Source organism: Nocardia sp. NBC_01499 (genome assembly GCF_045040275.1).
GTDB lineage: Bacteria > Actinomycetota > Actinomycetes > Mycobacteriales > Mycobacteriaceae > Nocardia.
In genome coordinates, this window is record NZ_CP109426.1 from 6,152,159 (window position 1) to 6,166,550 (window position 14,392).

A 14,392-nucleotide genomic window follows, 5' to 3' on the forward strand; every position below is an offset into this window, starting at 1 on the left:
GCCTGTCCTCTCGTTGACGGCGCGATCCGACTGCATCTAGCACGAAAGAGGAGCCTGTGGCCCGCCGTCCCACGCCGCCCGGCACGCCTGACCGCACCGGAGTCGGCCACGTCGCCGATCTGGTTCGCAATGCGATCCCCCCGCTGCATCCCGCCGGGCTGCCGTTCGTCGCCGCGCCCCTCGCGGTCGCCGTGCTCGGCGGCAAGCGCAAGTGGGTGCGCCGGACGGGCCTGCTGGCCGCCGCCGCGTGCGCGACCTTTTTCCGCCACCCGAACCGGGTGCCGCCGAACCGGCCCGGTGCCGTTGTCGCACCGGCCGACGGCGAGATCGCCCTCGTCGACACCGCTGCCCCGCCCGCGGAATTGGGCCTCGGCGACCAGCCAGTGCCACGGGTGAGCATCTTCCTTTCGGTGCTCGACGTGCATGTCCAGCGCACGCCGGTGTCCGGCATCGTGCGCACCGTGCTGCATCAGCCCGGCCAGTTCCGCTCGGCGGATCTGCCAGAGGCCAGCTCGGTGAACGAGCGCAACACCATGGTGCTCGACACCCCGGCCGGGCATCAGGTGATCGTTGTGCAGATCGCCGGCCTGCTCGCCCGCCGCATCGTCTGCGATGCCAAGGTCGGCGACGTGCTGACGATCGGTGACACCTACGGGCTGATCCGCTTCGGCTCCAGGGTGGACACCTACTTCCCGGCGGGCACCGAGCTACTTGTCGAGCCGGGGCAGCGCACCATCGGCGGCGAGACCGTCCTGGCGGTGCTCGGGTCGGCATCAATCGCCGCTTCATGATGGAGGCGGCAGTTCCGGCCAAACAGCGGCGCCGCACGATCCGGCTGCTGCCGAGCGTGGTGACCATTCTCGCGCTGTGCTCCGGATTGTCCGCGGTGAAGTTCGGCTTGGACAACCGGCTCGACATCGCGCTCGCGATGATCGGCGCGGCGGCCGTGTTCGACACCCTCGACGGTCGGCTTGCCCGAATGCTCGACGCCACCACCAAGATCGGCGCGGAGCTCGATTCGCTCTCCGATGCCATCTCCTTCGGCGTCGCGCCCGCGCTCGTGCTCTACGTGACGTTGCTGCACACCGAGACCGCGGGCTGGATCATCGCCCTGCTGTTCGCGGTGAGCATCGTGCTGCGGCTGGCCAGGTTCAACACCCTGCTCGACGACGACACCAGGCCGGAATGGTCGCGCGAATACTTCGTCGGGGTGCCGGCTCCGGCGGCGGCGCTCATCGCGATGGTGCCCGTCGCGTTGTCCGTGCTGTTCGGCGACGGCTGGTGGGTCGGCTTCTACGCGGTCGCCGCGTGGACCGTGCTGGCTGCGGCATTGGCCGTCAGTACCGTGCCGACGCTTGCCATGAAATCGGTGTCGGTGGCACCGCAGGCCGCCGCCGGACTGCTCGTGCTCGTCGCGCTGGCCGCGGCGCTGCTCGTCACGTATCCGACGGTGCTGCTGCTGATCCTGGTCGCGCTGTACCTCGGCCACATCCCGTTCGCCTGGCACTCGCAGCGCTGGGTCGCCGCGCGCCCGGAAACCTGGACGCACAAGCCCGCCGAGCGCCGCGCGCAACGCCGGGCCCAGCGTCGTCCGGTGATTCGTCGTCCGGCGATCCGCGGCTCCACCGCCCGCCTGCGTTTGCGCAGGCCGGGCGGTAAGCGCGACGACCTACGGCGCTGAGCCGGCCCGGTGTTTTCGCAGCCACGGCTCGATGACGCGGGCGGCCTTGCCCGCGTCATCCTCGAGAATCGAGAAGTGGTCGGCGTCGACCTCGACCGTCGTCTCGATGCCTGCGGGCTGCCAGTGTGATCGACCCGGACCGGTGAGCCTGGTCGCCCGCACCGCGAGTACTGGCGTCGTGATCGAACTCGGCTTCCACGCCTCGAACAGGCGCAGATAACAGCCCATGGCCAGCAGATTGGCGTCGGTGACGAAGGCGTCCTCGGCGTCGCGTCGCAATATCTGATGCATCGCCCAGGCGAAGGCTTCGTGGTTCTGGCCGGATTCCGGATCGAAGGTGTCGATCAGGACCAGCCCGGCGGGGGCGGCACCGATGCGCTCGAGGTGTTCGGTGAGCGAGTGCGCGAGCACGCCGCCGATCGAATGCCCGACCAAGACGAAAGGCGTACTGCCACAGGCGGTGACGACGGTTTTGCCGAGTGCCTCGAGCGCCACCTCCCAAGAAGCGGGTAGTGCCGTCGCGCGGCCGAAGCCGGGCAGGGTCAGTGTGACGGTCTTGGCTCGTTCCTCGAATTCCGTCGCCAGCCGGATGAACTGGTGCGGGCCCGAACCGGCGAGGAACGAGGGAAGGCACACCATGACCGGCGTCGTTCCGTCGCAGACGAGCATGGCGGTCGAGGTATCCCCGGCATCGCTGACCGAGTCGAACGACGGGCGGTAGCGCGCCGCCGCGGCAAGCATGGTCGCGGCCGCGACCAGATCGTCTGCGGCATCGGCTTGCCGGATCAGCGCGGTCATGGTGCCCGCTCGGCCTGCGGGTTCGGCCGTTCGCTCCGGCGGTGCCTGCGGTGCGGATTCTTTTGCCCGCGTGGTGGATTCGCCGTCGCCCATCCAGAACCGGCGGCGCTGGAAGGGATAGGTCGGCAGGCCGATATAGCGATCCGGTGGTTCGCCAGGGAATATCTGCTGCCAATCCACCCGTGCGCCGCACGCGTAGGCCTTGCCGACCGCCGCCATGAGTTCTTGCCGACCATCGGTGTCGAACGGGGCGAGGCCGTCGAGCACGGTCGCCGTTTCCGCGGTGTCCGCCGTGGCTACGGCGCTGGTTATCGCGGTGGGCCTGGCCGAGCGCGGGCCGATGTCTATGAACGTGCGATATCCCGAAGTCAACAGTGCGGCAATGCGTTCGGCGATTGCGTCCGGCGTATCAGCCGTGCCCTCGGCGACGATCTCGCGTGCGGCCTGCGCCAATGTCGAAGTCCCACTGATCAGCCGCGCGGCGGGCCCGGCACCGACGATCGGGTGTGCTCCTGGCAGATACGCGCGCCATACCGCCGCCGTCGCGACAGCGACGGCGAACAGTCCCTGCCTGGCGACGTCCGCATGATCGGGTGCCTGAGCGCCCGGCGTACCGGCGACAACGCCGAGCAGATCGGCACCACCCTGCGCGGTGATCGCCGCGGCGCATTCGCGGAACCGTTGCGCGAATAGCGGTGCGGCACTGAGCAGATCGGCCGCTGCGCGCTGCCAACCGGCGGGATCGTCCCCGAGGACGAAGGCCACCTTGTGACCGCCCCTGGTCCCGGCGCCGCGGGCGATGCCGTCGCGGTACTCCATCCGGGACGGTGCCGGCTGCGCGGCGAGTGTGGTGAGTGCGGTGTGGAGTTGGGTGGTGGTGGTTGCGGTGATGGCGGCGCGGTGTTCGTGGTGTGTGCGGGTGGTGGCGAGGGTGTGGGCGAGGTGGGTGGGGTGGTGGTGGGGGTTGTTGGTGAGCCAGGTGTGGAGTTGGTGGGCTTTGGTGGTGAGTGCGTGGGGGGTGCGTGCGGAGAGGGTCCAGGTGGTGGGGGTGTTGTCGGGTGGTGTGGTGGGGGTGTTTTGGGTGGGTGGTGGTTCTTGGATGATGAGGTGGGCGTTGGTGCCGCTGACGCCGAAGGCGGAGATGGCGGCGCGGCGTGGGGTGCCGTTGGGGTGGGGTGGCCAGGGTTGGGGTTGGGTGAGGAGTTGGAGGGGGCTGGTGGTCCAGTTGATTTTGGTGGTGGGGGTGTCGATGTGGAGGGTTTGGGGGAGGGTGTTGTGGTGGAGGGCCATGATGGTTTTGATGAGGCCGCTGGCGCCGGCGGCGGCTTGGGTGTGGCCGATGTTGGATTTGATGGAGCCGAGCCAGAGTGGTTGGTGGGTGGGGCGGTTTGTGCCGTAGGTGTTGTGTAGGGCGTTGGCTTCGATGGGGTCGCCGAGGGTGGTTCCGGTGCCGTGGGCTTCGATGGCGTCGATGTCGGTGGTGGTGAGGTTGGCGTTGGTGAGTGCGGCGTGGATGACGCGTTCTTGGGAGGGTCCGTTGGGTGCGGTGAGTCCGTTGCTTGCGCCGTCGGAGTTGATGGCGGAGCCGGGGAGGATGGCGTGGATGTGGTGGTTGTTGTGTTGGGCGTCGGAGAGTCGCTCCAGTAACACCAAACCCATACCCTCCGACCATCCGGTGCCGTCCGCGTTCTCGGCGAAGGACTTACAGCGCCCATCGGCGGCGAGTCCACGCTGCCTGCTGAACTCCACATACACGGTCGGGGTCGACATCACGGTGACCCCGCCCGCGACGGCGAGGGTGGTTTCGCCGCGGCGTAGTGATTGCATGGCGAGGTGGATCGAGACAAGCGAGGAGGAGCAGGCTGTGTCCAGAGTTATTGCGGGACCGACGAATCCGAATGTGTAGGCCACCCGTCCTGAGGCGACACTGCCCATCATTCCCATGCCCCAGCGACCACCGAGCTTGTCCGCGTGCCGGTGGGTCAACCAGGTGTAGTCCTGGTACATGACACCGGCGAACACTCCGGTTGTGCTGCCGCGCAACGTAGCCGGGTCGATACCCGCGTGTTCGAGCACCTCCCAGGTGCCCTCCAGTAGTAGCCGTTGCTGCGGGTCCATGGCGGGTGCCTCGCGTGGGCTGATGCCGAAGAACTGCGGGTCGAAATCGGTGACACCCGAGACGAATCCACCGGATCGGGTATACGAGGTGCCCTTGTGGGTGGGGTCGGGGTTGTAAAGGTTCTCCAGGTCCCAGCCGCGGTCGTCGGGGAAGTCGCCGATGGCGTCGCGGCCCTCGGCGACCAACTGCCACAACTGTTCCGGCGAGGAAACCCCACCCGGATAACGACATGCCATGCCGACCACCGCGATCGGCTCGTGCCCGCGATCGTGATACTCGCGCAGGCTCGCGTTCTCCTTCATCTTCATCCGCAGCGCGCGGACCAGCTCGTCATTGTCGACAGCCATGGTGCAAAGCCCCTATCGGTCAATCCTCGGACAGCGCAAGGCGAATCAGCGACTCGGCGTCCATGGTGTCGAGCGCATCGGTGGGGGCTGCCTCGCTGGATGCCGGGTCCTGCGTCGGCGCGGCAGACCCGAACAGTTGCTCGTTCACGTACCGCGCGATCGCCTCGGCATTGGGATGGTCGAATACGACGGTGATCGGGATGGTCAGGCCCGACTCGAAACTCAGCCGGTTGCGCAGTTCAAGGGCGCCGAGCGAGTCGAAGCCTATATCGGTGAAGGCGCGTTCCGGGTCGACCGCGTCGGGGGAGGGATAGTGCAGCACGTTGGCCACTTCGACGCATACCAGCTGCAGCACTTCCTGTTCCCGTTCCGGCTCCGGCAGCCCGGCCAGCCGATCGGCGAGGGAGACTCCGGTCGCCGCGGTGGCGGCCTGCGGCGCGGGCGCCAGGTCCGACAGCACCGCGGGTAACAGGCCAGCCGTTGCCGCGGTCCGCAGCGCGGCCGGATCGAGCCGTACCGGAAACACCACCGGGTCAACCGAATTCGTCGCCGCGTCGAAGAGCCGGAGCCCGTCGTGTTCGGTCAATTCGAGCACACCGCCGCCGCCGAGCCGCGCCTTGTCGAGATCGGTCAGCGCCTCGGTCATCGCGCTCGGTTGCTCCCACAGACCCCACGCCATCGACACCGCGGCGAGGCCGCGAGCGCGCCGCCAGGTCGCGAGTGCGTCCAAGAACGTATTCGCGGCGGCGTAGTTCGCCTGTCCCGGTGCGCCGATGGCACCCGCCGCCGACGAGAACAGGACGAAGGCCGCCAGTTCGAGATCCGCCGTCAACTCGTGCAGATGCCACGCCGCGTCGACCTTCGGACGCAGCACGCGATGGAGCTGGCCAGCGGTGAGCGCATCGATGACACCGTCGGCGGTGACGCCCGCCGCGTGCACCACCGCGCGCAGGCGATGGTCCGCGCGGACCTTGGCGAGCAGCCCGGCCACTTGGTCGCGATCGGCCACGTCGCAGGCCGCGATCTCGACGTCCGCCCCCTGCTCGGTGAGTTCGGCGAGCAGTTCGCTCGCCCCTTCGGTGGTGCTACCGCGCCGGCTGACCAGGATCAGTCGGCGGACCCCGTGCTCGGCGACGAGATGCCTGGCGACCAGCGCGCCGAGTCCGCTCGTTCCGCCGGTGATCAACACCGAACCAGCCAATTCACGCCACAGCGAGGGCCCGCTCGGCACCCGCATCGGTTGCAGTCGCGGCACGAGCAGCTCGTCACCGCGGACGGCGAGCTGCGGCGCTCCCGTGCTCGCGGCGCGCGCGACCGCGTCCACGGTGACCTCCGCGTCGAAGTCGAACAGGGCGAACCGATCCGGATGCTCGGTCTGGGCGCTGCGGACCAGCCCCCACACCGCGGCGAGTCGTGGATCGGGTATCTCGCCGTCTCGAACGGCTACCGCGTTGCGAGTGGTGATCGCCAAGCGCGCCGTCCCGAACCTGGTGTCGGACAGCCACTTCTGGATCAGCTGGCGAACATGGTTGGTGATATTCGCGGTCTCGGCCGGTACATCCTCGGCGGTATCGATATCGACCGTCGTCCCGATGTCGGTGGCCGGATCGACGACAACCACGGTCGGTGTCGGCGCGCCCGCATCGATATCCGCGAGCAGGACCGCGAGGTCGGCGTACCGGTGGCCAGCCTCGGCGTCGCCGAGCATCGTGATCGCGGGCCGCTCGGCGGCATCCGATGGCACATCGATGCCGGTCCAGTTCCATCGGAACAGCGAGTCCGACATCCGGCTGCGCGCCGCGCTCAGCTGAGTCAGCGATACCGGCCGCGCGACCACCGAATCGACCGAAACGGCGAGCTCGCCCGCCTCATCGATCGCGGTCATCCGCACCGAATTCGCGCCGGCCGTTGTCAACCGGATCCGCAGCGTCTTCGCGGCTCGCGCCGCGGGCTGGACGCGAACTCCGGACCAGGCGAACGGTAACCACACCGTGCCGGGCTCGGCCTCCGGTTGTTCGAGGAACGCGGCGTGGAAGGCCGCGTCGAGCATGCCGGGATGAAGAGCGAAGTCGTCGGCATCGGTATCGCGTTCGATCGTGGCGTAGATGTCGTCGTTGTGCCGCCAGACCGCCTGCAAACGCTGGAATTGCGGTCCGTAGCCGAGGCCTTGCTCGGCCAATCGCGGATAAAGATCTGCGATGTCGACGGCAACCGCGTCGTCGGGCGGCCACTGCGTCTTCGGTGCGGCGGGCGATTGTGCTTTCGATGTGGCGGGCCGCTGCCCCTCGGGTGCGGCCGCCGCGGCCAGCGTGCCCGAAGCATTGCGGATCCATTCGTCACCGACGCTCGAGTGCACGGTAAACGTCGATCGCCGACTGGCATCGGGCGCATCGATGTGCACCTGAACCGCGACGGCCCGATCGCTCGGCACCAGCAGCGGCGCCTCCAGGGTCAGCTCGGCGACGACCGGCAGGCCCGATTGCCCGCCGAGATCGGCCGCGAACTCGACGATCGCCGCGCCGGCGACCACGGTCGTACCGAACACCGTGTGGTCGGTCAACCACGGCCGCGTCGCCGCCGACCAGTTGCCGAGGTACAGCCGCCCGCCGCCGCCCGCCAGCTCTATCGATCCGTCGAACAGGGGATGCCGGACGGTGGTGATGCCACCGCTCACCGAGGCCGCGGCACTGGATTCGGTGTCGACCCAATACCTTTGGCGTTCGAACGGATAGGTCGGCAGGTCGATGCGCTCCGGCGCGCTGTCGCCGGACACCGCGCCCCAGTCGACGAACAGCCCGCTGACGTACGCGCGCGCCAACGCGGTCTGCAGCACGAGACCTTCCGACCTGCGCGGCCGCATGGTCGGCGCGATGACGGCGGATTGCCCGGAGTCGGAAAGGCTTTCACGAGCAAGCACCGACAGCGCGCCACCTGGTCCGACCTCGAGGAACGTGTCGACCCCGGCGTCGGCAAGCCAGCCGATGCCAGCGCCGAACCGAACGGCGCCGCGCGCGTGGCGGACCCAGTACTCCGGCGTGCCGAAGTCCTCGACGGGCCGACCGGTGGCGTTCGACACGATCGGAATGCGCGGTGTGCCCAGGGTGATCTTCGCGGCGAGATCGGCGAAGTCGGCGAGCATCGGCTCCATCAACGGTGAGTGGAACGCGTGGCTGACGGTCAGTCGTTTGGTGCGCCTGCCGCGCGCTGACCACCGCTCGGCGATGGCAACAACCTCGTCCTGCACACCCGAAATCACCACCGACGAAGGCCCGTTCACGGCCGCGATCGACACTCGTTCCTCGACACCAGCCAGATCCGCGGCGAGCTCGTCCTCGGTGGCCTGCACCGCGACCATCGCCCCGCCCGGGGGCAGCGCCTGCATCAACCGGGCGCGCGAGGCCACGAGCAGACACGCGTCGGGCAGGTCGAGTGCCCCGGACACGTGCGCGGCGGTCAGTTCCCCGACCGAGTGGCCGATGAGATAGGCCGGTCGCACCCCGAACGATTCGAGCAGCCGGTACAGCGCGACCTCAATGGCGAACAGCGCCGCCTGCGTATACCCGGTCTGGTCGAGCAGTCCCTGCGCGTCCGCCGAATCGGCTGAACCCGCGATGATTTCGTCGAGCGGCCGGTCGAGGTGCCGGTCCAGTTCGGCACAGACCTCCTGCCAGGCCGCGGCGAAAACCGGGTACTGGCGCGCCAATTCGGTTCCCATTCCAGCGTATTGGCTGCCCTGGCCTGGGAACATCACCGCGAGCGAGGTGCGGCCGTCGAGTCGGATGCGGCCGGTGACCACCGAGCCACTGGTCTCGCCCTGCGCGAGTGTGGTGAGTGCGGTGTGGAGTTGGGTGGTGGTGGTTGCGGTGATGGCGGCGCGGTGTTCGTGGTGTGTGCGGGTGGTGGCGAGGGTGTGGGCGAGGTGGGTGGGGTGGTGGTGGGGGTTGTTGGTGAGCCAGGTGTGGAGTTGGTGGGCTTTGGTGGTGAGTGCGTGGGGGGTGCGTGCGGAGAGGGTCCAGGTGGTGGGGGTGTTGTCGGGTGGTGTGGTGGGGGTGTTTTGGGTGGGTGGTGGTTCTTGGATGATGAGGTGGGCGTTGGTGCCGCTGACGCCGAAGGCGGAGATGGCGGCGCGGCGTGGGGTGCCGTTGGGGTGGGGTGGCCAGGGTTGGGGTTGGGTGAGGAGTTGGAGGGGGCTGGTGGTCCAGTTGATTTTGGTGGTGGGGGTGTCGATGTGGAGGGTTTGGGGGAGGGTGTTGTGGTGGAGGGCCATGATGGTTTTGATGAGGCCGCTGGCGCCGGCGGCGGCTTGGGTGTGGCCGATGTTGGATTTGATGGAGCCGAGCCAGAGTGGTTGGTGGGTGGGGCGGTTTGTGCCGTAGGTGTTGTGTAGGGCGTTGGCTTCGATGGGGTCGCCGAGGGTGGTTCCGGTGCCGTGGGCTTCGATGGCGTCGATGTCGGTGGTGGTGAGGTTGGCGTTGGTGAGTGCGGCGTGGATGACGCGTTCTTGGGAGGGTCCGTTGGGTGCGGTGAGTCCGTTGCTTGCGCCGTCGGAGTTGATGGCGGAGCCGGGGAGGATGGCGTGGATGTGGTGGTTGTTGTGTTGGGCGTCGGAGAGTCGTTCCAGCAGCACCAAACCCATACCCTCCGAGAAGCCAGTGCCATCGGCCCCTTCCGCGAACGATTTGCAGCGTCCGTCCGGCGCGAGCCCCCGTTGCCTGCTGAACTCGATGAACAGACTCGGTGTCGCGAGCACCTGCGCGCCGCCCGCTATCGCGAGGGTGGTCTCGCCGCGCCGCAGTGATTGCATGGCGAGGTGGATCGAGACAAGCGAGGAAGAGCAGGCCGTATCCAAAGTCAGTGCGGGACCGACGAATCCGAATGTGTACGCCACCCGGCCCGAGGCGACACTGCCCATCATGCCGAGACCCCAGCGCCCCTCGAGCCCGGCGGCCGGTGGCCGGGTGAGATAGCTGTAGTCGCTGCCGCAGACCCCGAGGAACACTCCGGTCGCACTGCCGCGCAACGTAGCCGGGTCGATCCCCGCGTGTTCGAACAGCTCCCACGACCCTTCGAGCAACAGCCGCTGCTGCGGATCCATCGCCACCGCGTCGTGCGGGCTGATGCCGAAGAACTGCGGGTCGAATTGTGTTACCTCAGGCAGGAATCCACCGGCCCGCGAGTAACTGGTCCCGAGATGCGCCGGGTCAGGATGATAGAGGTTCTCCAGATCCCAGCCGCGGTCGTCGGGGAACTCGCCGATGGCATCGCGACCCTCGGCGACCAACTGCCACAACTGTTCCGGCGAGGAAACCCCACCCGGGAAACGGCACGCCATGCCGACCACCGCGATGGCGTCGGCAGGGTCCAACTCCTGGGTGCGCGCCGAGACCGGGGCGGGTTCGGTCGCCGCCGACTCGGGTTGGGCCAGGCTGAGCAGATATTCGGCGACGGCCGCCGGGCTCGGCTGGTCGAAGAGCATCGTGAGCGGGAGCTCGATACCGGAGGCCCTGGAAAGCTGTTCGGTCAGCGCGAGACCCGCCAACGAGTTGTACCCGTAATCACGATATGCCCGATCCGGTACCACCTCATTGGGCGCGCAGCCGAGCAGAGCGGCCGTCTCGGCGAGCACGAGATCCAAACAGATCGCGTACCGATCCGCCGGAGCCGCCGCTGCGACCCGCCCCGGGAACTCCGATCCCGGTGCGGTGGCCGAACCAGTCATTGTGATGTCTTCCTCTCGGTCGAACTCGGGGTTGCGGATCAGATCAGCTGTCGCTTGATCAACCGCGGATGCCGGTCCTGCGCGGCAAGCACCGACGTCACCGCCTTCGCACCGAGGAAGGACAGCGGCTCCGGCGGGAACTGCTTCTCCTTGCCCTTCACGAAAAGCAGATTGCTGTAGGAGGTGTCGCGTTCGAGGATCAGATCGCGCAGCGACTTGCCTGCGGTGTGCGTGAGGGCGATGCCGTTGCCGCAGTAGCCATGGGCATAGAACCGTCCGTCGCCGAGCGAACCGACGTGCGGAACCACCTCGCGGGTGATCGCCACACAACCGCCGTAGGTGTGACTGAACGGCACGTCCCGCCACGCCGGGAAGTAACGGGCGAGCACGCCGCGCAGGGCGGCCGTCGCCTGCTGGTTATCGATGTGGCGGCCCTCGTCCATATCGCGCCGGAAGTGGTAATTCGCCCGGCCGCCACCGAACAGCAAGCGGTTCTGCGCCGTGAGGCGGCCGAAGACGATGAAGTTTCCCGCCTCGACAAACCCTTCCCGATCCGGCCAGTGCACCTGCCTCAGTTGCTCATCCGTCAACGGCTGCGTCACCGCCGCATAGCTCCATACCGGAACCACCTTCCGGCGGAACTCCGAGAATTGGTGCTGATAGGCGTTGGTCGCATAAAGCACCTTGGTCGCCGTGACCCGTCCGTGCGGGGTGGTGACCCGGTGCCCGCCCGGCACGGCTTCGACGTTGGTCGCGCGGGTCTGCTCGTGCACATGCACGCCAGCCGCCGTGACGGTGCGGAACAGACCGCGCGCGAGACGATGCGGATTGATCAGCGCCCCACCCACTTTGACGGCCGCCTTGATGCCTGGTGAGTCGATCTTGTCGCGGGCCGCCCTGCTGTCGAGCAGGTCGAGCCCGGACTGCGCGCCGAGCCGCGCCGCTATCTCGAGGTCGCGTTCCAGTAGCCGGATCTGATCGGTGTCCGCGGCAACCTGGTAGTAGCCGGCGGGTTCCAGCTCCGCGTCGATGCCGTTCTTGGTGCAGAAGCGGGCCAGTTCGAGCATCGACTTGCCGACCGCCGCGTAGCCGAGCTTCGCACGGTCGACGCCGAATCTGGTGACGAGCGCGCCGAGGCTGTGCCCGATCGTCGGCGTGACGAAGCCGTCGTTATGGCCGGACGCGCCCGCTCCCGCGTAGTCGGCCTCCAGGATGTGGATGTTCAGTCCCCGGTCGGCCGCTTTGAGGAAATTCGCGGTCCACAGGGCGGTGTAACCGCCACCGATGATGCAGACATCGCAGGTGATGTCCTCGCGCAGCGGCGGCCCTGGCACAACGGATTCTGTTTCACGCCAGTATATTTCGTGCTTAACCTGGCCCGTCGCCGAGCTTGCGGACACGGAAGGGGCGAGTTCGGTCATTGACGTCTCTTTCGGTCAGGGTGCTTGCTCGCTCAGAGGAATGGCGTGCTCGGCTCCAGGCCGAGCAGGCTGCGGCCGTAGCCCTCGAGCCCGACATTGGGATGCAGCAGCGCGTGCAGCGAGAACGCCAGCACATCGCGATGGAACCGCTGCAGGTGCGAGCTGCTACGGATCATCGAACCGCCACTGGCGCTGTGCAATACCTCGACAGCCTCCTTGGCGAGCTGGATGGCGTAGGAGCACTGCCCTCGCACGGCGATCTTCTCCTCGGTCGTCGGCTCCGCGCCGGCATCGGCGCGCTCTTGCAGCAACGCGCCCCAACGCTCGACGAGGGCCTCCGCCGCCGCGATTTTGCTTGCGGCAGTGCCGACTTGGATCTGAGTGAGCGGATGCTGAGTCTGGTCGTACCAGGTCGTGTACGAGATCGGCCGACCGGGAATCCGCTCGAGGAACAGGTCGTAGGTGCCGCGGGCCATGCCGATGATCGCCGACGCCGATTCGACGAGGACCAGACTGATGAGCGAGTAGCTCCGTCCCGGATACGGCCCGTCCGCACGGTCGCCGGAGCCGCCGTGCAGCATCTCGTCGATGGTGATCACGCGGTGCGCGGGCACGAAGACGTCGGCGGCGGTTATCGTGCTGCTTCCGGTTCCGGCCGCGGCACTGACCTGCCAGTCGTCCATGATGCCCAGTTCCCTGGTCGGCACGAGGGCGAGCAACTGATCCCAGGTCTCGTCGGCGCGTTGATAGCCGCCGGGAACGAGACTCCAGTTCGCCCCTCGGCAGCCGGAGGCGAAGGCCCACCCGCCGTTGAGTCGGTAGCCGCCGTCGGCGTCGGTGAACGCACCGGATGGCGTGACGCTCAACGAGATTCGGGCCTCACCGCCGTCGAAGGCCTCCGCCTGCGCCTTGTCAGGCAGGAAGGTCGCGAGGAAGCCGCCGTTGGTGTACGCGGAGGTCACCCAGCTGGTCGACCCGCACCCACGGCCGATCTCGGAGAGCACGCGGGCGATATCGGGCAGCGGCAGATCTAGGCCGCCGTATTTCTTCGGGACCACCATCCGGAAGACACCGGGCTTCGCAAGCAGCTCCAGGTTCTGGTCGGGAATCCATCGATCGGCCTCGGCTTGCGGCCCGTTCGCGCGCAGCGTCGGGATGGCCGCTCGTACCGCGTCGAGCACGGTATCGATCTCGGTCTTCGCACCGTTGGTCTCGAGTGTGGAAGTCACTGTATCTCCTTGTCAGACAGGATAATTCCCCCCTCTCCGAGAGCTATCCGTGCCAGCGGACGGCCGCTGCGGATGCCATATCCCCCGCGTGCGCGAACCCGGCGAAGACGACAAGAGCGCCGTCGGCGATCGCATCGGCCCGGATCGCGCGTTCCATCGTCACCGGCACGCCGGCGGTGTACAGGTTCCCGAGCTCGTCGTAGTTGTCGAAGTGCCGCTCGGCGGGAACGCCGAGGGCTTGGCGCCAGTTCTGCAGAAACAGCTTGTTCGGCTGATTGGTGATCAGCACGTCGATGTCCTCGGTGGAGACACCGATCTGTTTGCACAGATCGGTGACCGCCTCGGGCACCAAACGGTTACCGCGGGTGATGAGTTCGCCGATCTTGTCCTGATCGAAGCTCACCATCAGTTCCTCGGTGCCCGGTTCCCAGTATTTCCGGCTGGTTCCGGACAGCTTCAGATCGCGCGCGAACTCCGGCGCGTGGTTGACGATGGCACCGAGCAGCGGCGAGGCACCACCCGCCGTGACGTAGGCGACGCCGCAGCCGTCGCCCGCCACCGCCGCGTAGGGACTCTTGCGCATGCCGGGTTGCGAAAAGAACTGTCCAGCACCGTTTTGCACGTTGCACAGCAGTGCGCTGCGCGCCGCTCCGCTGCCGATCAACTTCTCCGCCAGCTTCAGCATGTAGCCGAAGGACGCGCAGCCGCCGTTGTGCAGGTCGATGATCCATTCCGGTCGGCAGCCGAGCAGCTCGGCCGCCTCGGCCCCCGATCCGGTGATCGGATGGTCGGGCAGCATCACATTGGTGATCAGCAGGTCGACGTTGCCCTCGGGTTCGAGGCCGATTCGTTCGAACATCGGCCGCGCCGCCGCCGCGATCATCTCGGCGGCGCGCTCGTCGCTGACGTGATGTCGGGTGGACGGCACCTTGAACATCGGATTGCTGCCAAGCGGGCTCGCCAGTTCTTCCTCGCTGAAAAAGAACGTCGCTGGCACGGGAGGGCCGGGAAGGTAACTCCCGAAATCAGTGATACTCAACGGGATTCCGGTGGACATAACACTCCGTCCGTTCTCGAT

7 protein-coding genes are annotated in these 14,392 nt (G+C 67.6%); 2 read left to right on the forward strand and 5 right to left on the reverse strand.

Annotated elements, in window-relative coordinates; genetic code table 11:
• The first annotated feature begins 56 nt into the window (after nucleotides 1-56).
• Both OG203_RS28155 and OG203_RS28160 read left to right on the forward strand, forming a co-directional pair.
• Nucleotides 57-791 (forward strand): phosphatidylserine decarboxylase, encoded by a 735-nt coding sequence (locus OG203_RS28155; protein ID WP_405160275.1) that lies wholly within the window; start codon nucleotides 57-59, stop codon nucleotides 789-791.
• On the forward strand, nucleotides 791-1,681 hold the full coding sequence (locus tag OG203_RS28160; protein WP_405168029.1) for a CDP-alcohol phosphatidyltransferase family protein: 891 nt from the start codon (nucleotides 791-793) through the stop codon (nucleotides 1,679-1,681). The genes OG203_RS28155 and OG203_RS28160 overlap by 1 nt, the downstream gene beginning before the upstream one ends.
• Here OG203_RS28160 and OG203_RS28165 read toward each other — a convergent pair.
• The 5 genes from OG203_RS28165 to OG203_RS28185 form a co-directional block, all read right to left on the reverse strand.
• A complete protein-coding gene (locus OG203_RS28165) occupies nucleotides 1,670-4,945 on the reverse strand; it encodes a type I polyketide synthase (protein WP_405160276.1) in 3,276 nt (1,091 codons plus the stop codon). The genes OG203_RS28160 and OG203_RS28165 overlap by 12 nt on opposite strands.
• Before the next feature lie 19 nt (nucleotides 4,946-4,964).
• Complete coding sequence (locus tag OG203_RS28170; protein ID WP_405160277.1) at nucleotides 4,965-10,664, reverse strand: type I polyketide synthase; 5,700 nt, start codon at nucleotides 10,662-10,664, stop codon at nucleotides 4,965-4,967.
• A 38-nt stretch (nucleotides 10,665-10,702) separates the two neighbouring features.
• Entirely contained in the window at nucleotides 10,703-11,998 is a 1,296-nt protein-coding gene (locus tag OG203_RS28175) for an NAD(P)/FAD-dependent oxidoreductase (protein ID WP_405160278.1), read from the reverse strand.
• 119 nt (nucleotides 11,999-12,117) lie between these two features.
• The gene (locus OG203_RS28180) at nucleotides 12,118-13,314 is read right to left on the reverse strand and encodes an acyl-CoA dehydrogenase family protein (protein WP_405160279.1); all 1,197 of its coding nucleotides are present in this window, start codon (nucleotides 13,312-13,314) and stop codon (nucleotides 12,118-12,120) included.
• A 43-nt stretch (nucleotides 13,315-13,357) separates the two neighbouring features.
• The gene (locus OG203_RS28185) at nucleotides 13,358-14,371 is read right to left on the reverse strand and encodes a 3-oxoacyl-ACP synthase III family protein (RefSeq protein ID WP_405160280.1); all 1,014 of its coding nucleotides are present in this window, start codon (nucleotides 14,369-14,371) and stop codon (nucleotides 13,358-13,360) included.
• Nucleotides 14,372-14,392 lie beyond the last annotated feature (21 nt).